Genomic DNA, 21,254 nt, shown 5'->3' on the forward strand with positions numbered 1-21,254 from the left:
CTTTAATATTTATTTCATTCTTATTTTTTTCTTAGTTAGATTCAACCAACGATCTACATCTGGAGTGTCTTTAGCGATGACAGAATAAATGTCTTGCTTTCGATTTATGACAATTACTCGTTCGCCATGGTGGGGAATAACTTTTGCCCATTTTGGGATAGTGGCATTAATAGTCACTAAATTGCCACTTTTATCAATTACATCTATTTGACCGATTCTATCGTTGTCTTCGGTAGGTATAGTCGCAGAACAGACAGTACCATTACGACCAATCAAGCGATCGCTACTTGTATCTTCGCCAAATTCTGCAAAAATTCTCCCCATTGGTCGTGCAATCAGTCCCCCGATCAATAAAGCGATGAATAGCGACAACAACAAGACTATTCCGTTCCAAATACCACTGGGAATTTGATTGAGGATGCTCTCTAGCCAAACATTTAACATCCAGCCAGATAAGCCCCATAAACTCAAATCAGTTGCTAGTAATAAAATCAAGGGGGCTTTACCAACACCAGCCCATCCCAGCAAAAATCCTAAATTAAAATTACCTTCTCCGCCTAAGTCTAGGTCAGTGTCAATATCAGCATCAACATCAACATCGATGTCTTCGTCTCCACCACCGGAAAAAATCACAAATAGAAATAGCAAAACTCCCATGCCCAAAAATAGCCAGTAGGGCATGTTAGCTGAATTAAACAGCATGATGCTTAGTGGTAAATAATATTTGGCTGGTAAATTTCCTACTTATAACTTTGGTTTACCTAACTTCAGTGTAGCTATTTTTATTTGAAGGAGATCGAAAAAATAACAGTTATTTACAGTCAATAACGAGGATATATAGATGTAGAATTTTAAGATTAATTAGAAAATGAAATATACCAAAATAAATCTCAGCATAGTTCCCCTATCCGGTATATGAGCAAATATTTTGGTATGGATCGAACTTACCCACTTGTTACCAATTTATGATGGTTTGAGATCATTTTTTTAGGTTGTGATTACCTGATCGCACTGCTGTGTAAATTTTGTTATATATGCTTCCCAAGCCAATTCAATATTAACTGGTTTGTACGTTCTGGCTGCTCAAGCATAAACCAGTGCCCTGCACCTTCAATACATTTATACTGCCATTGTGCAGATATATATTGGCCGGAATTTTTCATTTGTGATTCCCACATGAAGTCATCTTTATTACTCCATATTCCCAGTGTGGGAACTTTAATGGTCAGCAAGTCTGGAATTTGTCCTGTAAGTACGGCTAATAAATACTCAGGAACCTGATTAGCTTGCTCTAATCTTTGCATATTCTCAAACACACCTGATTTAAGTCCATTTTCCACAATTAAATCCCGATTTGGATGACTGCGAAGAACTTCCCGAAAGAAATAACCATTATTTGCTCGGTAAAGTTGAGGTGCAATATCTTGGGTATTTAAGAAGTAAATCCATTGCATTTGTAGGTTTTCAGTAGATACTTTTAAAAATTCTCCTAAATGACCTACAGACATAGCTGTGTAGCTTTTCAAATTCAAGTTTAAATTTTTAGAGTGGGAAGCAAGCTCCCATCCCAAGACAGCACCATAATCATGTGCAATACAATGAATTTTTTCTAATCCAAGTTTTTCTACAAGAGTGACAAAATCATTTAGTAGATTAGCTAGTTTATAACGTTCTATCTTTTCAGGTGCTTCGCTCAAACCATAACCAAGCAAATCTGGACAAATGACTCGATATCCAGCCTCTGCTAAAGCAGGAATTTGTTTTTCCCACATTAAACTATTATCTGGCCATCCGTGAATTAAAAGAACGCATTCTTCCCCCACTCGAGAATCTCGCACGTGGTATTGAGCGCCATTTAGTTCAACATAAGTCGCACTTAAAGTATTAATATCAAACATTTTCTCAATTCCTTCCAATTATTGAAGCATCTTGAGAATAGCTGGACACTTTTGAAGGTTTCGTTCCTATTCTTGCTATTTTGAACGTATTCTTGCTAAATATTCTGTTTACTAAAGATTCCGAAATGTTTTGGGCGAAATTCCAACAATCCTCCGAAAATGGTGACTGAAATGACTTTGATTTGCAAAACCACATGCAAGAGCAATATCAACTATTCTGAGATTGGATTGCTTGAGAAACTGCTTTGCGCGTTCAATTCGACGACGAATTACATATTGATGGGGTGTAATATGCATCGCTTCCTTAAATAAACGGCAAAAATGAAAAGTACTAATACCAGCAATTTGAGCTAAATCTTCTAGCCGAATATCTGTTTCCAAGTAAGTTTCAATAAATTCCAATACTTCTTTCTGACTTCTTCTAGATAAACCTTTCCAATTTGGAATCTTTTTTTGAATAATCGAAAAGTTGCTGAGAATATGAACTGCAAGCGATGTACCGAATGACTCGCCATATAAGCTTCCTGCGGGACATCCTGCTGATAAATCTGACTTGAGTGCAGTAACAATTACTTGAATTGTTGGGTCGAATATTTGCCATTTGGGTACAAAATCAACGCAATCTTTCTCCCAGATTTCCTGAGATATTCCCTTAAAAAAAGTTGGCTCAAATACTATTACCGTAAAACTTGTTGGTATTTCCCAAGTGGTCCAATGCTTAGTGTAAGCTGGACAAAAACAAGTTTCACCACCTTGAAGTCCATAGGAAAGATGGGTTTTACCCATACGTCGTTCGTGAAGCGAGCAAGAATTAATATCCATAATTTCCAACGCATGTTGTTGGAAGCTAGATTCGGGAGATTCACAACCTGGATGCTGGTGATAGTGAGCAAGCATTAAATTACTCCAATTTGCACCCTGACTCGTTAACTTAGGTGGTGCAGGTAAAATTTGAGTTAGAGCTTCAGCTTTGGTCAGGTCTAAACTTTGCTGCGTCATTTTTTTTACTCGTAGATTAGTCCGAGCACTCTATAAAGCAATTACTATGCTTGGCTTGGACTTAAACTAAATTTATTTTTGATTGTTGAGCTAGTACTCGATTGCAACAGGTATGCACTGAACTTTACCATGCTTATTGTATTAACGCTGATAATAAAAACCAAGTAGTTCCAGCCAGGGTTTCACAGACAAACAAACTTCTCAAAGTTAGTGTAATCGACTACTAGAATTACCCGAATATAGTTGAATTACAAGTTAATTTTCACCATATATCTTGTTGTTCGTGGACGAACGCGTTATTTGAATTGTAATTTATTATTTGTCATTATATAGTGTTTACATTGATTGATGTAAATAAATGGATTTCGATGATATTCGAGATTGGCAAGGTACAGCAGAAAGTCTTTCAGAAGAATTGCAACGCAAGATCGAACAGTTAAGCCTATCTGTTGAAACACCCACTGTCAGAGTTATTCGCTCGTGGCGATCGCGAAAACTTTTATCACAACCAAAGGGGCAAAAATTCGGTTTTCGTCAGATATTAGAAGGATTAGCAACTTTGTTGTTATTACAGAAAGGCTGGACATTAGTAGCGATCGCACAAGTATTATCTTCTTGGAACGACACAGAACTCGAACAGCAAATAATAGCTGGAAAAGATGGCGGAAATATCATTGAGTCTAACGATAACCAAGAATCATCTTCGTTTTTAAAACAAAAAAGCAAAAATAATCATAATTTGGCTGAAGATGCTGTTATTCTGCTCGCTCAAGGAATATTACGCCAATACGAATGTATGGTGAAGGGTGGAGAAATAGTCAGACAAGATGATAAATTACCACCTGAATTACATTCGGCGATGTGTAAGCTGGGTCGTTTGTATTTAGAAGAAGGGAAGTGCGATCGCGCTGCTTGCGTTCATGATGTATTGGAACGTTCTCGTTATCCCCTTGATGATAATGATGGTAATAATAAGTGGGATTTAAGCATTTTTCGCGATTCAGAATTTCGCCTTGGTAATGTCAATTTAATCGATTTTAATCTACGGGTACCAACAGCAGATTGTGCAGAGACTGCTAATATGTCTGGTGGTTTTGGAGAGGATAATGTCATTGAACATCGTTTGTATTCAAAACTAAAAAGCGCAACCGAAGGTCTGGGACGAAATAAGAAGGATCGTGCTTACACTGCATTGCGGGAACTAATAGGAAGGCGATCGCTGATTAGACAAAGAGAACTTTTCAATTATTTGGAGGACAAAAATCTCACACCTCTACAAAAAACAGTAGAAGAGTTTTTCGATCGGGTTCCGGAAGTATGGTTAATTGATGGTCATGCTTTGCAGTGCGCTCATTGCGGGACTTTAATGCGACCTCATCCAAATCGAGAGAGATATCGCGATGGTTATTATTGTCCGATTCGTCAGTGTAGTGGTAGATATCCACCACAAGTAAAGGAGCGACTTAGCCCAGAAAATGGGCAATTATTAGTAGCTAAACCACAAATATTAGTTTATTGGACTGCTCCTGCAATTGATGAATTAGCTATTTTTGATGAGGCGAAAAAATATGGTTTGGACACTCAGTTATATCCAGAATCAGACCAATGTGATATTGCAATTAGCGATCGCGCTATTGGTATTGATGCTAAATCTTATCGCAGTCCTGTATTACTAGCATTAAAACTCAATCGCAGCATTGGCGGACTTATTTCTTATCACCAAAGAATAGTAGCCATTACCGATGAGCTTATCGAAGATTATCCAGACTATATCTCTACTGTTAATTCATTACTAGATAAAAAAAGCAATATCGCTAACTTACAAATAATGTCAGTATCTTCGGTCATCAAAAACATACAGGAGGGGAAGTATGCGAGCTAAACCTAAAGCTGATTTTTGGACGGGAAACGATCGCATTTGTTGGTTGTGCTTTCTCATGGAAGAATTTATTGGAGCTAAGTCTCTAAAATGCGCTCCTGTAATTATGTCCGGAATGGCGAGTGTTTTTAATTCACCGACCTTGGAACGCGCACGACAAGCAATTTTTAATTTGCGTCAGATGTCTTTAGATTATGTAACTGAAAGTTCTGTGAAATATGCAGTAGCACTTTACAACGACCATCACTATCAGAAAAATACTCAGGGAACCTATGAGATTGATGACCAAACATTGCAGTTTAGGAGAATTGACTTTTTAGAAGACTCTAAAATTACTAAAGCACGAGAAATCCTAGCTGCACCAATGGATTACAAGTTTCATGGTAGAACAGTAGCTAATTCTCAAAAACAAATGGCGATCGCACTAGGAGACCGAGTGACATCAACCCGTTTACCGATTTCTCCTATTACTGTACCGTTAGCTAGTCGCAGAACTCACGACATCAATCGACAACCACGAGGTAATATTTCAATTCCCCTTGAGGAACTACACCAAATCGCCGAAGACATGGATCGAAGGGATAGAGAATATCCTGAAAGACGAACTGGTAATTGGGCTAAACGCTTGAGAAACTTCGAAATATTATTACCCCAAGCAGATAAAGGATTACGAGTAGAAAACGCAACCATTGAATTATCGGGAATCAAACATTTAATTGGTTTACCTGGTGCTGGTAAAACCACACTCTTGATGTTGAGTGCAGTTTGGTTTGGAAGAAACGGCTATAAAGTAATGCTGGTTTTTCCTTCCATTGAAGTTTCTAGACAATATATGACAGATTTAGAGTTTCATGGTATTAAAGTAGGAATGCTAGCCGGTCAAAGTCCGACTACGCGACGCAAACACGCCGATCGCATTGCTGAAACTATTGCAGCTTCCGGGGAACAGGGTGGTTTTGCTTATACTCTTGAAGGTGCAGATTCTTTTGCTTTTAATTGCTTACTTCCTGCTTTTTCCACCACAGAAACTTCCTTGTGGGGTTATGGTAATGCACCCTGTAGCAAGATTTTACAAAGTTCGTCTCAGGGAGAAATGAGAGAATATCTTTGTCCTTTATGGACGATGTGCGGAAGAAATAAAGCTCCACGAGACTTAATCGATGCTGATATTTGGGTCGGACATATTATCTCAATGGATACTAACGTACCCTATCAAGCGATCGATGAGGAAATTCGTTACTTTGAATTGATAGCTCGAACTTTCGATCTAGTTATCTTTGATGAAGCAGACATGGTTCAATCAAATTTAGATACTTATGGAGTAGCTAAATTAAACCTTTCTGGTGCAGATGATTCTCTTCATCGGACTATTTTAGAACAAGTTCATAACCCTTTAGCTAGAAATAAAACATATTTACTAGCCGACCGCACCGTCGAACTTTACAGTCGCAACATGGCTGAATTTGGTAATCATAATACTTCTTTGGTTAGTTTGTTACTGAATATGCGCAATCTTCAAGATCGTCGTCGTAGACTTAGCCTTCGATACGAAGGTCAATTATTAACTGTTTCGCGAATCATCACTGAACTGCTAGATGGTTTTGAGAAAGATCGTGCTTCCCAAAGAGATCTCCTTAGTGACGCACAGGTAAGACAAGGTTTTACTAAAACTCATGCTCTAACTGATTTTTGGTCAACTGCTGCTTACAACGCATTTTACGATCGCACTGGTACAGAAACAATCAAAAAACAATTTAAAGAGGATTTGTGTTCTCGTACCCTTGGTATTACTAGTGAAAATAGTGACAAACTTACACAGCAGTGGGAGGTTCTGATAAAACTTTTACGGCGTTACCTTGGAGAAAATTTAGTCAAAAAGCGAGACGATATTGTTGAAGAGATAACCGAATTATTTATCGGTATTTGTTTTCCAGATCGAGACGCACCCTATCTGACCAGTGACGTAATCCCCCTATTAGTAGCTATTACCTTCGTTATTTTGGGTTATCAACGAACTGTCCCTGAAACTAGAACTATGGTTGCACTGGGACTAATTAAAGAACCTATATTAAATCCTCCTCTTTCAGACCAATTACGTCGCTTTACTCCGGAGAATATTATCGGGTCCCTATCTGGAGTCAAATACAGCTTTTCCAACGCTCGTACTAATCACAGTAATTCTAGTAACGTCACCCTATCTTACATTACTTTTGTCGGCGCGCCTCGGATGCTGATGCACCGATTTGACCGTTTGCTAGAAGCTGATTCTCGAGAAGATGCACCAGCAGTTTTAATGACTTCTGCGACTTCTTATTTAGAACCTAGTCCCGCTTATCACATTGATGTTTATCCAAACTATCTATTAAAACCTAAACCGAGGGAAAAGCGAGATGATTCAGAATCGAAATACTACTTTCAATACTTTAAGGAGGACAAAACTAATAAACCATTGCGCTATAGCGGTGCTGGAGACCTAAGAGACCACAATCTCAAAGCAATGGTCAAAGAATTAGTCAAAAATGGTGACAATTGTGAAGTTAGGAAATCTATTAGAAATTTCGATGTCAAAAATGGTATCGAGCGCAAAGCTGCTTTTGTAGTTAACAGTTATAGACAAGTAAGAGAAATCAAAGAATTTCTTGACCGCTATCATCCAGAAATTGGTAGACGGACTAAAGCTATTGTGAGCTACCTCAAAGAAGGTGAAAAACCTTCCGATTATGTCACCACCTCTCAATGCGAAGCTTTAGGAGATGATAAAAACTGCGACCTGATTATCTTTCCCATGCTCGCTATTGGTCGTGGAGTTAATATTGTTTTCACTAAAGGTCCGCGGAAGAGAGATGCTGCGATTGGTTCAATTTATTTCCTAACTCGCCCTCATCCTACCACCGATGACACTGGACTTTTATCCAGTTTAGCGGGTCATGCGACCCAAGAATTCGATAGTCGTATATTTTCTCAGGAAGAAGGGTTAACAGAGATTTACCAAACCTGGAAGAGTGCGAGATCGAGCATCTACCGCGATGTAAGAAGATTATTACAAGAACCACTAATGGCTAGTCGACTAGGTGAAGAATTATTTACACCTTTTACCGCCAATCAGATGGTAGCAATTTTACAAACTATTGGACGGGGAATGCGAAATAGTTGTCCTGTTGCAGTTTACTTTGTTGATGCAGCTTGGGCTCCCCAGTCAGCGAAAGATAAAACCGACTCTCCTCGTGATAGTATGCTAGTTCAAATGCGGGTGATTCTAGAAGAATGTATGAATCACCCCGATGCTGTAATTCGAGAAATCTACAAAGAACTTTATGGTGCTTTTCTTGAACCTCTAAAGCAAATTAAGAATGTAATTTACTCCAAAAATTCATGTAAATTGGGAGGCTCAGTTTACGAAGACGACGATTTTGAAGACTATGACTCTTTATACGATATGTGAAGACTATTAAAAGAATAACCTCTACAAAAATTATTGATTGAGAACATTATTTTACGAATTTCATCATGACAACAAAAACTCCATACACAACAGAAATAAACGAAAATCAAGTGAATCAAATTCTCTACGCTCAAATACAACGTAAACCTTTAGGAACGATTCCTTTAGTTTTCACTATTCCTCAGAGTTTAGCACCTGTTGAAATTAAAGGTTCTACAATTTGCTGGACTAAAGAAGCATTGGCTGAGTTTTCTCTAATGAATAGTGAGATTAAAAATATTAAAAATTTACCTTATTCTTCTCTAAGAAGTTTTTTAGAATTTAAGTTATCTAATGTACGCACTATAGAACCTAGTATGGGTCTCAGTAGATATGCAATAAATCAGCGAAAACAACAGAATTTTGCTTATATTGATTCAGGCGAACTACAGCAAACTACCAAAGTTTTAAAACCAATACTGCACGATTGGTTAGAAATTTATCTTGCTTATTTTGCTCAAAAGGAAGGTATTTCAGAAGATATAATAGAAAGACTCAGAGAACTACAAGAACAAAATAAACTTTTATCTATTAAGTTATTCAAATCTCAAATATATCCTTGGTCACAATACGAAGAGAGTGGTACAGCAAGACCATATAGATATTCATTTCCTGCATTAGCCGACCATTTAGCTAGATTAATTGCGGGACATGAAATTTTTCAAGGATTGGGAGGAATTAAGCGAATTATTTCCAGCAAAGTAGGAAGTAGTGTTGAATTAATCACAGATATAATTTCGCTAGATGATAAAGGTTCATTTAGTTTGGTTGTTGAAATCGAACTTATTACTTTTCCTTCAGTATCTCAACCATTGATAAAAATAGATATTCATAAAAGACGTTGGCTAAGTAGCATCAAAGAAAAAGCCTTTGACCACAATTCTATCAATGGTTATATTTTCTCTAAACATCACGACTATACGCAGAGCGTGATGCCGGAAGCATATCGTGTTTTCAATTTTAAACTCAATCGTCGTAAGAATCGCAATACTGGTAAATGGGAATGGCAGCCTGATGATGCTTTTTCCGTTCTACAGCGCGAATTAAATTTACCATTAAATATCTCTAATGCAGAACAAATTATTCAAGGCAAAGCTTCAACAGATGATTATCAAGTTCTTTTAACTTATCGTAATGGTCTGCAAGAGAAAAAATATGATATTGATGTAGGTGTTCCTGAAAAAGATAAACTCGAAGCATTTCAAGCAATCGCTAAAATTTTAGACTCTAAAGGTATAAAACCTTTTGATGGTTATTCTGAAGTTAAATTCGGTAAAGGAAAAAGTCATCCTAAAGATATCACCGCTTCTCGAACAATTAATACTCCAACTTCTTTTAGTGCTATTTTGGAATCCTTGGAGAATGAAGATGTTTCTGATTTCACAGCAAAATATTGTGACCAGATGGGAGAAGAAGAAATTAATAATCTGTTAAAAACGCATTTTGAATTTGAATTAAGCGAACAAGGAATTAAAAAAAATTTACGATTTAATAGTCAGAGTAAAAACCAACGAGACCAAATAGAAGAATTAAAGGATTTAATTCAAGCAAACCAGCAAGCAATACAGCGGCTATATCCTAAGAAAAAACCACTGTTAATCATTTTTCATGAGAATGAAACTCGAAAAACTACCAGATTTTTAGAAGCAGTAATCAATATGCTGTGGGGAGATACATTAGAGATACAATTACTGCGACTTCCAGAAAATACTCATGGACCAGAAGAAGCCTTACCTGGAAGTAATTTAAAAAAACAAGAAAGGTTTGAAGAACGATTAGAAGCTTGGAAATCTACAGCGAAACAAGTTGCTGAAATCAAGCGTCCAAAATTCTGTTTAGTAATGGCAAGAAATTTTTACCCTCATCCAAATGAGAGCAGTAAAAAAGCCCATGACGATTTAGTAAATAAGCCTGCTACTCGTCAAGCATTAGCATCAATAGGTCATAGCTGCGTACAGTTTATTCTTCCACCACAAATTTGGGTAAAATCAGGAGATATCAAAATATCTGAATTTATTATTCGCGCCCAAGCATCAATCAAAGAATTAATATGGGCACATTCTGGTCGTATAGATTGCGTTAAAGAAAAAGTCGATAAATGGTTTAGCGATCTTGATATCAAAGATAGACCACAAGAAATTATCGTTATCACAGTTGTTCGTAAAAATGCTGGTCGTATGCGTGGTGGAATTGGTAAAACTTTTCTACCAATAGCAATTAAGACTAATGTTGAAAATGGGCTCAGTCAGATGTGTTATTGCTACGAAGACCCTAAAACTAAAAACTTTTTGACCACATCTTGGGAAACATTTACTGAAGCACTTTTCAATATAGCAAAGATTTCTCCTGTATATATTGGTAAAAATAGTGAAGAGCGAAAACAACGCTTTCAAAACTTTGTAGATGATATTATTTCTAATTCAGTAATTTCTTATCCGGGAAATAGCAGTAAAAATCTTGTTGTCATGATTGACTCTTCAAATTGCGTACAACTTTGGGATTGGTTGAAAGATAGCAAAATTAATCTTTCAAATATAGATATGAATTGTAAAAATTATATGCAAGATAACTGGAGAGGAGCGCGGATTGTTCGTATCAGGCAAGATTTAGCACCAGGAATTATTGCAAATAAAGTTAAATGTTTAGCTAAAACATTTCGTGAAGATAATAGAAACAAAGAAGAATTAAAAAGAAACGAAAATAAGCGAAGAGAAATACCAGTTCCATCTAGCCCAACTGGTTTATATAAGCTTGATGTAGAAAATAAAACTGGTTGCATTCCTTATCTTTCCATCGGTAAAAAAACAACAACTCAAAAACAAAGAGGTGTTAGCTGCTATCGTGAAATAGAGCTAGATGAAGTTTTAAAAGATGAAGAAGTAGATGAGGACGCCAAAAAAACTTACGTAAAAGTTAAAAATGAAGCAGGGCTAGAAATTAAATTTATCGATAAACAAAAACCCTACATCGGTCAATGGGCTACACCAAACCCTTTAGAAATTGTAGTTACATTACGTCAGGAACAAGACAAACCAGATAATATCGCTGGCTTTGTCGAATCCCTACGCTATGGATACGGTCATTTCAATGAATGGACAAAATTACCAGCACCATTATTTTTTGAGCGAGTAGTAAGGGATTATATTAGTGCTTTCAAATTAGAAGAAGAAGAGGACGAAAATTAAATTGTTAACTTGCAATATTTGGGTTTGATGGATTATGAGTTTCTCGACCCATGTATATACAATAAATCATACCATGTCCGGTAAAACACTTGTAATAAGGTTAGTAGTAGCGCTTTAGCGCGATAGACAAATATTGGCGCTAAAGCGCTACTACAAACATATTTTTTCATAANCAGACCCTCAAAATCAGTTGAATTTCTCCCCGCGTGCAAAACGTTCAATCAATTCACTGCGACTCAAATTATTTTTTTGTGCGATCGCACCCAAATTTTCCCAAGCTATATCGGTGATTCGTAGCGATCGCACATTTTTTGGTTATTAATAGTCCTGTTTAAATTTATTGGAACTGGAGCGCTTGCACTACAAAGATTTTTGTTAAGCAACAGTGTCAAGATTTTATATGGAATCTCTAAATAGTTAAATCTGACTTGTTTCAGGAAATGGTTGGGTTTGACTGATTACGTCAACATTTGGATCGAGTGCATCTCCTGTATTGTAAACGTAGTCAAAAGCACCACTGTCTCCTAGTAAATGGGCGCGCAAAAATAAACCACTCCAACGGGCAATTGTTTCTACAGCAATTTCCTGCTCTAATGTAGGTCTATTCGGTTCGCGAATAAGATTGTCCTCATTGGTGATACCGTAATGGTTTGCTCCGTCAACTGTAATTAAGGCTTTGGGCGGATTAATTATTTCATCGTAGGTTTCTTCAGTTGAAGAAGGTTGTATTACACTATCACGGTTACCAAAAATCAATCCAGTTGGAATGTCCTCATTATTCACTGGAAGAAATTCATTTGTTATTGGATCTCTAAAGCTAGTGCCATAAAATATACCAGCCATTAATTCTGGTGGCTGAACATAGTCTTCCGAACAAACTCCTGGTAAACAAATATCGTCTTGAATTGCGCCTAATCCGACAGAACCACCAAAGGAATGACCTAGTAATCCTAATTTATCTGTATCAACAATATCTGCTACAGGAGAAGAGGGATTATTATCTTCTATGACCATTTGATTGAGAACATCGTTGACCTGCTGCTGTTGGGCGAAGAGTCCGGTGAATTCTTCGCCTGTTGCTGGATTTACTACACTTCTTTCGTCATTGGGGACAACAACAACAAATCCGTAACTTGCAACTTGAGCCGCATAATCTGAGTAATCAGATTTATCTACTAATGCACCCTGTAACATTAATGCTACCGGGAATTCTACGTTTTTTTTGGCAATATGAGGTACAACAGGGTAGTAAATATCAGCTGGATCGCCATTTACTGCGATAGTTGTGCTGTAATTACCGATTGTCTTATATAAGGGATCGGGACTGAATTTAGTAGTGCATTCAGGGATAAACCAAGGTTTATCAGGTTTATGGGGAAAGACAAATTTATTCAGATCTTCTAAATTTAGAAGATCTAAATTTAGATCTTCCAATTTCAGGTCTTTTAAGTTCAGGTCTTCTGAACTTAGATTGTCTAGTGAAAATTTTGGGAAAATTTCATTTAGTTCCAAATTCAGGCGATCATTAAAAAAATGATTTATTCCAGATAGTAAATCGTTGAAATATACATCAACCCCGTCTTCATCAACCAACTGAATTTTGTTTTTATGATTTTTGAGTTCGAGATCTGCAATCAATTCATCGTCGATATTTTCCCCATATACATGGTTGTAATACTTACATGAAATTGATTTGATACTATCTGGAAGTAATGAATTGAACGAAAATTTACTGTTATATTTGTTGTCACTTAAGGTGTCAAATTTGCCTTTACCAAGTGAAAAATCCTGTAAATCAGCATTACCCAAGGTAAATTTACTAACTAAATCACTATCTTGAGTATTTAGGAAGAAATTATCATTCTCTGAGTACGAAGTATTTTCCATAAATCATAAAGCCCAAAGTATAGGTTATCTAATATGATTTTTCTTCAAATTACTTCCACATTCAAGAGAGCGAATAAATTCTATATATTAGAATTCTAGATAGTTGTAATTTCCTAAGTTATTTCTCTAAAAGATTTTCTAACGCTGCACCGACAACCCGATGATCGGGGTCTTTTCTGAGTTTTTCTAAGGCTGCTTTTGCTTGAGGATTGTCAAATCTTTTTAATGCATAAGCAGCTCGGAGACGTATATTTTGTAATTCATGGTTTGCTAATTCTAGTAACTTTGTTAAAGCTTCAGCACTTTTACTAGTATTTGCTAGTACACCCAATACATCTACTCCCGACTCTTGTACTGTTAAGTCTTCATCCTTAAGAGCTACCAGGGAAACATCAAATAAGTCTTCCGGACATTCCATTTCCACTAGTACAGCTATGATACTGCGACGAACTATCCAATGATCGTCTTGATAAAAAGTTGCTACCAGGTGGGGGATTGATACTTTCCCAAATAAAGATAGGGAATTTGCAGCTTCAGCCCGTACATTTGGAGTATCATCCAGTTTCATCATTTCCATTAAAGCCGCAAAAGATTCTGAAGTTTGTTGTTTTGCTAAACTCATAGCAACGCGCGATCGCACCAAAAATTCTGAATCGTAGAGTTTAGTTTTGAGTAAGGGTACAGCAATTTCCGATTGATAACTGTTAAGAGCATCAATAGCCTTGAGACGATAAGAAAAATCGGAGTTGTTGAGATTTGCTTTAATTTCCTGGAGTTCCATGTATATACCCGGGCAGATTTTTTTAACTCATATTTTTTACTTTATTTTACAAAATTAAATAAATAACAAGATCCTAAGGCAAGATTTATTTGGGGATTGGGGATTGGGTAATCAACGGTTAGCGTCTAAATTTGCTAAAAATTTATAGAAATATGGATTGGATAGGTAAAAAATGACCCAATTAACAGGAAAAGTAAAAGAATTAATTATTAAGGCGAGAATTGTCAGCTTTGCTGAGTGGGAAAAAACCCATCCAAAAACAGCAATTGAGATTTTTCAAGCAGCAGATGATGCAGGTCGATATCTGACAGATGAAGATTTACAGCAGATAGAAACCCTTGCACCGAACAATTCAAAATTTATCCCTTTAGTTAAAGTTTTGCGCGGTTGCGTCACTGAAATTGTTGATGAAGCCAGGGAGCAAGTTTTAACTACCTACCCCGATATTACCCAACCGGGAGGAGGTTTATATCCTCAACAACGAGCAGCTGCTTGCTGGCGAGATTTTTGGCATTTTTTGCGCTGTATTTCCTACGGAATTGCTGGGGAACACTCAGAATATACCAGTCCTACTGGGCTTCACTATATGAAGTTACTATATGAAGAATTACAAGTACCTTTGGATGCAATGGTTGTCGGTTTAGAAGGTATTAAGACTGCCAGTCTAAAACGATGCGATGCAGATTCAGCAGAAGCTTTGAGTCCTTATTTCGACCATCTGATTACTAAAATGGCTAGCTTTCGGGATAGTTAACAGTTAACAGTTACCAGTTATCAGTAACTCATTACTCATTACCCATTACCCATTACCAATTACCCATTACCCATTACCCATTACCAATTACCAATTACCAATCAATTCCCTTTTCCGAAAAATAACCGGTGTAGCATTGCCCAATTTGCTGAAAGCCAAGAGAATTGTAAAGTGCAAGTGCTACGGTATTATCATCGTCTAACCATAAATGCACTGCAGGGCGTTCTTGCAATAATTCACTGATAAAAAACGCTAACAATTTATAGCCAAAGCCCTGTCGGCGATATTTTGCAAAAGTTAAAGGTGCAAATATACCTGCATACTTGGCTGTATCCCTTCCCCTTTTGACTACAGAAACAATTTCTCCGTTGTTCTCTAAAACTGCAATTTGTTTTGCAGCAATTAAAAGATCCCAATTACGATTTAAACTACCACTACCCCGTTCTGCAATATATGCAGCTTCATAAGCTTGCAACCATTCCTTATCTTCTGGTTTAGCCCATCTCCCTTTTCCACCACCTGGAACTTGGTTACAAATCATTACTATCTGGTCATACTCTCTACGTAGTCGATAGTTTTCTAACAAGAATGGATGTATCCAGTTTTTTACGTGGTTAGAAGTAAAAACTCTTCTGGGAACTCCTTTTGACTGAAGAATTTTAAAAAGCATTTGTGCAGTAATGCGATCGCTAGCTTCTAGAGATGCATTAGTTTGATTTGGCTCTACCATCAAAACACCAGAAATTTCTGAATTCAACATTGCAATTGCGAGCTTTCCTCCTATTTGCTCAAAAGCAATATTGTTATGAAAAATAAAATCTAGCCCCCGTTCCAGTTCTAGGTTTTCATGAGAATTATCTGCTAACCATTGTGTTGCTGCTTGCAGAAGTCTGGGAGGAGGGGACTCGATAATTTTGAGCGCTGATCGTGTAGTGATGGGGTCTTGCATAGCAAGATTATATAGGACTTACGTAGGCTTCGCGAAAAAATATATTATGTAGTGGAGACGTAGCATTGCTACGTCATTATCAAAAATATATTTCGATAAACTAACGAGAAAGTAATTGATTACCAACCCAAAACAGAATAAAACTCTTTTACATTAATATCATCCTCTGTTGCTGGAGAAGTTTCAGTTTTAACCTCTGATTGCTTAGTGTCTGATGTGTTAGTATCGGAATCAACCCTAGATTCTGTGCAAAAAGTTGCAGTACTTAAACCACCAAATCTTTGCACTGCACTAGTTCGCATTCTCAGATCGGGACTAGCAAACCAAAATCTTTCAACTGAACTCATTGTTTCGTATTCAGTTATTAATACCAAACCATCTTCATCATCCATTTCAAAGCGACCAACTACAGGAACTATCTCTGCATAACCTCGCTCCCGCAGTAGTCTACCTTTTCTTGGATTATCTGGATCTGGAACAATTGCAAATACTGTTTTACCTTCGTGATTTTCATCACCTTCTCGATCCCAAGCCATGGTTCCTAACCAGCGTACTCGAGAACCACCTACAGACAAAGTAGGGTCAATAGAGTGCATTTCACACAAAGCAATAATTTCTGGATCGTCAGCAGCCAAAGTTTCTACAACAATGTCTGATTCTCCTTTCTCTGCTCGTTTAAAGGCTAAGTGGTGTGTTGTTCGCTTTGAAGACCACCTACCAGCACTAAGCTGAAAAAATTCTACCGCATCCATCAAACCCAATACTCCCAAATCATAATTATTAAATTATTAATCCTGCAAGTTAACTTGCCGAATATTTTTGTTATGACATCGTCTTCCAGATTACAGCCATTAATGCTTGAGGTTCAACCAAACCGGAGCAACAAGTTTCTAGTAATTCAATTACCTAAATAAAATATTCTACAAATTTATTGTAAACATGGTAAAAATCTGGCAAATACCCTCTCAAACTTTTCCAAGCTCAACATCATTCTCAAAACCTTGTTCAAAAGAGACTGGACTCTCACTTGAGGATACTGTAAACTTTCTTTAACACTATTCTCTATAGCTTGACAAATGTCACTAATTAGCAGTCTTTGCTAATATAAGACAAAGGTACAAAAATACTACGTATGGAAAGTAGTGTTTTGCCTGTGTAGTTAATTAAATAAATTTCAAGGAGGCTTAAATGGACTTCCCTATCGAACTAACATTAGAGCAAAAATTCCGCTTACAAACACTAAAAGAACAGGTTCAAAGTTTGACACAAGAGGAGGCACAAACCTATCTATTAGAGGTTTTGCGACAAATGATGGTTAAGGATAATTTGGTAAAACATCTTCTAAAAGATGCTGCTTAAATAGACATATTTTCATTGGAGCTAATAGTTTCAGTGGAGCTAGACTGGCAGATACTTAAATTCTTGCCAACATCTTGACCGAATTAAATGACCGTGTGGGAACGCGTTCGCATAATTTGTTTTGTTACAATTTTTTGTTGCATCATTGCAAATGTAAAGAACGCTGGAAATTGGGGGATGACAGTTTATGAGTCATCCAACTAACAATTTTATTTTTTTCTGCGATAGTTTGTATTTATATACATTTATCGTCTTTACAAGGGTTTTCCAGCTTTCTTAAACCTTATTTTTCGAAGCTTATCGGCTAAGAAATAGAAAATATGGCGCTATGTGCAAGTCAAAAGTTAAATCCGATCTGCAGTCACGCTGCATAACAAAAGCTTACGAATTATAGCTTTTAGCACGTCTACGACGTTAGCATAGTGTGTCCGTAGTTATAAATATCCTATTATGTAGTGCTATATATTGTGTTCGCTTTGCCGCTAAACATTTTAAGATTCAAACAAGATTAAGTGCCAAGTTTTGCTTGATTTTATGATTTATTATATTATTTAAGACTTATTTAAAACTGAGTTTGTACATTAATATTGATGGCGGTGCGTTACAGCAAATTTTGAATTATTCGAACAATTCAATCTTTATTTTGCCATAACACGCCTTACTTGAGAATTTGTCTGTAGCCGAAAATTGATATATCAATTAACCTATTTGTTTAACTACTAGACCTTTTTACTTGAGAAATCGCTAACTCCATCGCTCGCTGTACTGTAGTTTCCGATTCCTGAGTTAATGCGTTTTGCAAAGGTTCTAAAACGCTATCTTTAGGAGGAGCTGTTTCGCTAGTTCCTATCTTCATCAATGCTAAAGCAGCTGATTTACGACTTTCTCCGCTAGAGTAACCCAATAACTCAACTAATTTGGGAATGGCTGGTTGATAAGCTAAATTACCTAAAACTGCAGCAGCTTCACAACGTACAGTTTCGTCGCTGTCATTAAGAGCATTAACTAAAGTTTCAAATGCTTGTTCTTCGGGACTGTCTTGGGCTACTTTAGCGATCGCACCCACTACCGCAGCCCGAACAACTGGGGATTCTGAGGAGATTTCCTTATATAAAAATTCTTTTGCTTCTACCCCAATAAATGCTAAAGCCCAAGCTGCATGACCTTTGGTGCTTTCAGGATGTTCTGGGGAAGCTAAAATTTTCAGTAAGGCTGGTACCGCAGCTTCTCCTGTTCTCGCTAAGGCTCCCACAGATGAACCTTTGACCACCGTGTCTTCATCGGTCAACAAGGCATTAATTAAGTGGGGAACTGCTTCGGGGTCAGCAATTAAAGTCAGGGTTTTTGCAGCCGCACGACGTACTACTACATTGGGATGATGAGCTAAAGCCTCTAATAACTGGGGAACAGCAGGTTTACCCACTTGTCCTAATGAATCAGCGAAGCCCAGTCTGGTCATACCTCGGGAATCCCCTAAACATTCAATCATTTGTTGTATGACTTGCCGATCGCTTTTATCAAAGGTATTGAGGCTTAGTTGTTCCCTGACGGTCTGGAGTAAAGTGTCGGTTTCAACAACTGTGAGTGGGGTTTCAAAGTTGAGCATCGAGATAAATTAATTCTTGTTAAATGCACTAAAGCACTGAGTAGGAACTCTTGAAAAGGAAGTATTTTCTCTGGAAAGATATTCCTATTTACTGCTGGTGAGACTAGTGTGTAGTTCTCGCCATTCTTGAAGTTTGGCATCTATTTCTGCCAATTGAGGTTCTAGTTGAGTCATTGTATGGGACTTTGACATTTTTGCTTTTTGCGCTGCTGCTAAGGTTTCATTAACTAAACGTTCCCGATATGTTTCTAGTTCTTTAATTACTTCTGCTAGCTCTTCGGCATTTATTTGTCCTGCTTCAGCCATCTTTTTATTTCTCCAACTGTATTAGTTTTCTCATTTTCTGCTATTTTCTTGAAGTCCTGCTGAGCTAATTTAGCTTTCTGACAGTTAAACTTTATGGTGCTTTACCTCTTTGAAAATTTATTACCATGTCCAAACGAGATAAAGCACTGGTAGCCGATTCCCTTACATAGGTGTCAGTTGACTCGTCGTTAATTAATTCAGTAAGAACTTCTGTAGAGCGCTTATCTGGAATTGAACCCAGAGCATTCACAATTGCCACAGCCAGCCCTAAGTTTTCTGTACTTTTGAGAGTTTCAAATAAAATATCTAGAGATGGGGGACCAACTACCCCTAAAGCCATAACAGAAGCAATGTGAACTACCGGATTAGGATCTTCCATCGCCATCTTTAATCCCTGCATTCCATTTTCTGGGAAAGGAACGTCGGGATGAATAGAAGCAACTTGGGCGAGAGCCTTCGCGCAACTAGCTTTTATTGTAACGTTATCATTATTGAGCAATGAATCTACTAGGGGAGGTATAGAATCTGCACCAATGAACCCTAGTGCTTTTACTGCTGCTCTGCGATAAGTGACATCTTCTGCTCCTAAAATTCCCATGAGGCGAGTTATGGTTTGCTCGTCATAAGTTTCAGCAATGTCAACCATCGCCCTTTCTCTGAGGTTGGGATTGGGATGCTTTAGTTGTTCAAATAGTTGTTCGCTGGGCATAAAAAGTAAATTATATAGACTTTGGGTTGTTGGTTATTAAATTACTGTTTCTTATTTATCACTTATTACTTGTTACTCATTACTGTGCGCTAACATTACTTATTACTCATTACTTATTACTTGTTACTCATTACTTACAGCAAAGCTGTCTGTGAAGCTTTAGCAGCAATTAACGGATCGCTATCGTTGGCAATTATAGAATGAGAACTATAATCTCCTAGTTTTTCTAAAGCTATTAAAGTTGCATATTTCAAATCCCAAATATTTGTTTCTAAACTGGCTTTAAGTTCGGGAATTGCTCGTTTATCGCCGATTTCTCCCAAAGCGATCGCAGCAGCAGCGCGAGATTTTTGAAATTGGGGCAAAGGATTTTTTAGTGCGGACATTAATAGATCGTAAGCAGGAGCATGTTTCAGCCAACCAAATAATTTCATCACATGGTAATGCGCTCCATAGTCGTTATGTGCTTCTTCCTCGTAAGTATCAAATAAAGCCTGAGGAGTTTCGTCCTGATATGTTTCTAACAGAGTTTTAATTGCAAGATAGCAACGACCAAAGTCTGTTTGATAAAGTTCTTGGATCGCAAAAGCTAGACTTGGGGTTTGGTCATATTCATGGACAAAATCAAGGTCATTGGGGTGATCCCGTAACACTTGCTCTAAATAAGGTTGAATTTGCCCAAAAGTTAGATTTCCTTTTTTTATCCCTGAGTATCCGATTAAACGAATCGCCCGCAATCGAAACACCAGAGAAACAGGACAGCGAGCAATTTGTGGAATTGCTGGATCGTAATCGCAATCTATTAAATCTTGAATACAACCCCTTCGTGCATTTACACTAGAATGTTGTAAAAATTCTACCACCTTTCCCATCTCTGTGTCGTCTCCACTCAGGCGGCAGATGGCTGCAATTGCAGCACTAGCAATTGGTGGATCTTCATGTTCTGTGAAGGGATGCAGGCGAGAAAGAGCTTTTTGATAATTTAACTTAGTGAGAATATGTATGATTGTGCGATAAAGTTGCCCCGGTCTTTCTAAAACTTGAGCAACTTCTTCTAAAATATCTTCTTCTTGAGTGCCAAATTCCCCGATCGCCCAAACAGCATTTTCTACTGTATAGCAATCTTCGTCCTTCAAACATTTACGAATTATCGGCAAAGCTTGTTTTGCTTGTAACCTTCCTAAGGTTTCCACTGCTTTGCGTCGTACTATGCGGTTGTCCAGGGAGGAATCAGTATTTTCAACCGCTCGTATTAATGCATTAATACTATCATCTGTAGGAAAGTTGACTAAGTGAGCGGCTGCAGTGTAACGAGAGTTTCCTGCATCTGCTTCGTCTTTAGGAGCATCTAAAAGAGCGATGGCTTCTTGTTCTGTCAGGTTAAAGAGATTGAAAAAGCGTTTATCCATGCACTCAATCTTATATCAATCCATTTATCTTCAAATATTTTAATCTTCAAAC

The 21,254-nt window shown here is 37.4% G+C and carries 16 protein-coding genes; 5 read left to right on the forward strand and 11 right to left on the reverse strand.

Annotated elements, in window-relative coordinates:
* Nucleotides 1-9: 9 nt before the first annotated feature.
* The 3 genes from BC008_RS34105 to BC008_RS34115 form a co-directional block, all read right to left on the reverse strand.
* A complete protein-coding gene (locus tag BC008_RS34105) occupies nucleotides 10-702 on the reverse strand; it encodes an OB-fold-containig protein (protein WP_027844739.1) in 693 nt (230 codons plus the stop codon).
* 326 nt (nucleotides 703-1,028) lie between these two features.
* Nucleotides 1,029-1,898: an alpha/beta fold hydrolase gene (locus tag BC008_RS34110; RefSeq protein WP_027844738.1), complete on the reverse strand. Its 870-nt coding sequence runs from the start codon at nucleotides 1,896-1,898 to the stop codon at nucleotides 1,029-1,031.
* A 111-nt stretch (nucleotides 1,899-2,009) separates the two neighbouring features.
* Complete coding sequence (locus tag BC008_RS34115) at nucleotides 2,010-2,897, reverse strand: helix-turn-helix domain-containing protein (protein WP_027844737.1); 888 nt, start codon at nucleotides 2,895-2,897, stop codon at nucleotides 2,010-2,012.
* A gap of 358 nt (nucleotides 2,898-3,255) precedes the next feature.
* Here BC008_RS34115 and BC008_RS34120 point away from each other — a divergent pair, with 358 nt between their 5' ends.
* The 3 genes from BC008_RS34120 to BC008_RS34130 all read left to right on the forward strand — a co-directional run bounded on the left by BC008_RS34120 (nucleotide 3,256) and on the right by BC008_RS34130 (nucleotide 11,442).
* Entirely contained in the window at nucleotides 3,256-4,779 is a 1,524-nt protein-coding gene (locus BC008_RS34120) for a restriction endonuclease-related protein (RefSeq protein WP_027844736.1), read from the forward strand.
* Nucleotides 4,769-8,218 (forward strand): pPIWI_RE_Z domain-containing protein, encoded by a 3,450-nt coding sequence (locus BC008_RS34125; protein WP_027844735.1) that lies wholly within the window; start codon nucleotides 4,769-4,771, stop codon nucleotides 8,216-8,218. The genes BC008_RS34120 and BC008_RS34125 overlap by 11 nt, the downstream gene beginning before the upstream one ends.
* A gap of 65 nt (nucleotides 8,219-8,283) precedes the next feature.
* The gene (locus BC008_RS34130) at nucleotides 8,284-11,442 is read left to right on the forward strand and encodes a pPIWI_RE module domain-containing protein (protein WP_027844734.1); all 3,159 of its coding nucleotides are present in this window, start codon (nucleotides 8,284-8,286) and stop codon (nucleotides 11,440-11,442) included.
* Nucleotides 11,443-11,859: 417 nt separating this feature from the next.
* On the opposite strand, the gene BC008_RS47805 is transcribed toward BC008_RS34130, so the two are convergent.
* Nucleotides 11,860-13,329 carry an alpha/beta hydrolase family protein gene (locus BC008_RS47805; protein ID WP_082650669.1) on the reverse strand — a complete coding sequence of 490 codons (1,470 nt, stop codon included), beginning with the start codon at nucleotides 13,327-13,329 and terminating at the stop codon, nucleotides 11,860-11,862.
* A gap of 118 nt (nucleotides 13,330-13,447) precedes the next feature.
* Nucleotides 13,448-14,110 carry a HEAT repeat domain-containing protein gene (locus BC008_RS34140; RefSeq protein ID WP_027844972.1) on the reverse strand — a complete coding sequence of 221 codons (663 nt, stop codon included), beginning with the start codon at nucleotides 14,108-14,110 and terminating at the stop codon, nucleotides 13,448-13,450.
* A 172-nt stretch (nucleotides 14,111-14,282) separates the two neighbouring features.
* On the opposite strand from BC008_RS34140, the gene BC008_RS34145 reads away from it, so the two are divergent.
* Nucleotides 14,283-14,864 carry a globin family protein gene (locus tag BC008_RS34145; RefSeq protein WP_027844971.1) on the forward strand — a complete coding sequence of 194 codons (582 nt, stop codon included), beginning with the start codon at nucleotides 14,283-14,285 and terminating at the stop codon, nucleotides 14,862-14,864.
* A gap of 94 nt (nucleotides 14,865-14,958) precedes the next feature.
* Here the strand turns inward: BC008_RS34145 and BC008_RS34150 are convergent, their stop codons facing one another.
* Both BC008_RS34150 and BC008_RS34155 read right to left on the reverse strand, forming a co-directional pair.
* Nucleotides 14,959-15,813: a GNAT family N-acetyltransferase gene (locus tag BC008_RS34150; RefSeq protein WP_027844970.1), complete on the reverse strand. Its 855-nt coding sequence runs from the start codon at nucleotides 15,811-15,813 to the stop codon at nucleotides 14,959-14,961.
* Nucleotides 15,814-15,932: 119 nt separating this feature from the next.
* Entirely contained in the window at nucleotides 15,933-16,565 is a 633-nt protein-coding gene (locus tag BC008_RS34155; RefSeq protein WP_036266826.1) for a phycobiliprotein lyase, read from the reverse strand.
* A 436-nt stretch (nucleotides 16,566-17,001) separates the two neighbouring features.
* Here BC008_RS34155 and BC008_RS34160 point away from each other — a divergent pair, with 436 nt between their 5' ends.
* On the forward strand, nucleotides 17,002-17,172 hold the full coding sequence (locus BC008_RS34160; RefSeq protein WP_027844968.1) for an NblA/ycf18 family protein: 171 nt from the start codon (nucleotides 17,002-17,004) through the stop codon (nucleotides 17,170-17,172).
* 712 nt (nucleotides 17,173-17,884) lie between these two features.
* Here BC008_RS34160 and BC008_RS34165 read toward each other — a convergent pair.
* The 4 genes from BC008_RS34165 to BC008_RS34180 all read right to left on the reverse strand — a co-directional run bounded on the left by BC008_RS34165 (nucleotide 17,885) and on the right by BC008_RS34180 (nucleotide 21,202).
* On the reverse strand, nucleotides 17,885-18,778 hold the full coding sequence (locus BC008_RS34165) for a HEAT repeat domain-containing protein (protein ID WP_027844967.1): 894 nt from the start codon (nucleotides 18,776-18,778) through the stop codon (nucleotides 17,885-17,887).
* An 84-nt stretch (nucleotides 18,779-18,862) separates the two neighbouring features.
* The gene (locus tag BC008_RS34170; RefSeq protein WP_027844966.1) at nucleotides 18,863-19,084 is read right to left on the reverse strand and encodes a hypothetical protein; all 222 of its coding nucleotides are present in this window, start codon (nucleotides 19,082-19,084) and stop codon (nucleotides 18,863-18,865) included.
* Nucleotides 19,085-19,175: 91 nt separating this feature from the next.
* A complete protein-coding gene (locus BC008_RS34175) occupies nucleotides 19,176-19,793 on the reverse strand; it encodes a HEAT repeat domain-containing protein (protein ID WP_027844965.1) in 618 nt (205 codons plus the stop codon).
* Nucleotides 19,794-19,927: 134 nt separating this feature from the next.
* Nucleotides 19,928-21,202, reverse strand: a complete 1,275-nt coding sequence (locus BC008_RS34180) for a HEAT repeat domain-containing protein (RefSeq protein ID WP_027844964.1) — start codon at nucleotides 21,200-21,202, stop codon at nucleotides 19,928-19,930.
* Between the last annotated feature and the right edge of the window lie 52 nt (nucleotides 21,203-21,254).

This window comes from Mastigocoleus testarum BC008 (assembly GCF_001456025.1).
GTDB classification, from domain to species: Bacteria; Cyanobacteriota; Cyanobacteriia; order Cyanobacteriales; family Nostocaceae; genus Mastigocoleus; species Mastigocoleus testarum.

What these genes read in the sequence shown, in the direction of transcription:
- BC008_RS34105 (WP_027844739.1), bottom strand. Translation starts at nt 702, where the DNA reads ATGCTGTTTAATTCAGCTAACATGCCCTACTGGCTATTTTTGGGCATG.
- BC008_RS34110 (WP_027844738.1), bottom strand. Translation starts at nt 1,898, where the DNA reads ATGTTTGATATTAATACTTTAAGTGCGACTTATGTTGAACTAAATGGC.
- BC008_RS34115 (WP_027844737.1), bottom strand. Translation starts at nt 2,897, where the DNA reads ATGACGCAGCAAAGTTTAGACCTGACCAAAGCTGAAGCTCTAACTCAA.
- BC008_RS34120 (WP_027844736.1), top strand. Translation starts at nt 3,256, where the DNA reads ATGGATTTCGATGATATTCGAGATTGGCAAGGTACAGCAGAAAGTCTT.
- BC008_RS34125 (WP_027844735.1), top strand. Translation starts at nt 4,769, where the DNA reads ATGCGAGCTAAACCTAAAGCTGATTTTTGGACGGGAAACGATCGCATT.
- BC008_RS34130 (WP_027844734.1), top strand. Translation starts at nt 8,284, where the DNA reads ATGACAACAAAAACTCCATACACAACAGAAATAAACGAAAATCAAGTG.
- BC008_RS47805 (WP_082650669.1), bottom strand. Translation starts at nt 13,329, where the DNA reads ATGGAAAATACTTCGTACTCAGAGAATGATAATTTCTTCCTAAATACT.
- BC008_RS34140 (WP_027844972.1), bottom strand. Translation starts at nt 14,110, where the DNA reads ATGGAACTCCAGGAAATTAAAGCAAATCTCAACAACTCCGATTTTTCT.
- BC008_RS34145 (WP_027844971.1), top strand. Translation starts at nt 14,283, where the DNA reads ATGACCCAATTAACAGGAAAAGTAAAAGAATTAATTATTAAGGCGAGA.
- BC008_RS34150 (WP_027844970.1), bottom strand. Translation starts at nt 15,813, where the DNA reads ATGCAAGACCCCATCACTACACGATCAGCGCTCAAAATTATCGAGTCC.
- BC008_RS34155 (WP_036266826.1), bottom strand. Translation starts at nt 16,565, where the DNA reads ATGGATGCGGTAGAATTTTTTCAGCTTAGTGCTGGTAGGTGGTCTTCA.
- BC008_RS34160 (WP_027844968.1), top strand. Translation starts at nt 17,002, where the DNA reads ATGGACTTCCCTATCGAACTAACATTAGAGCAAAAATTCCGCTTACAA.
- BC008_RS34165 (WP_027844967.1), bottom strand. Translation starts at nt 18,778, where the DNA reads ATGCTCAACTTTGAAACCCCACTCACAGTTGTTGAAACCGACACTTTA.
- BC008_RS34170 (WP_027844966.1), bottom strand. Translation starts at nt 19,084, where the DNA reads ATGGCTGAAGCAGGACAAATAAATGCCGAAGAGCTAGCAGAAGTAATT.
- BC008_RS34175 (WP_027844965.1), bottom strand. Translation starts at nt 19,793, where the DNA reads ATGCCCAGCGAACAACTATTTGAACAACTAAAGCATCCCAATCCCAAC.
- BC008_RS34180 (WP_027844964.1), bottom strand. Translation starts at nt 21,202, where the DNA reads ATGGATAAACGCTTTTTCAATCTCTTTAACCTGACAGAACAAGAAGCC.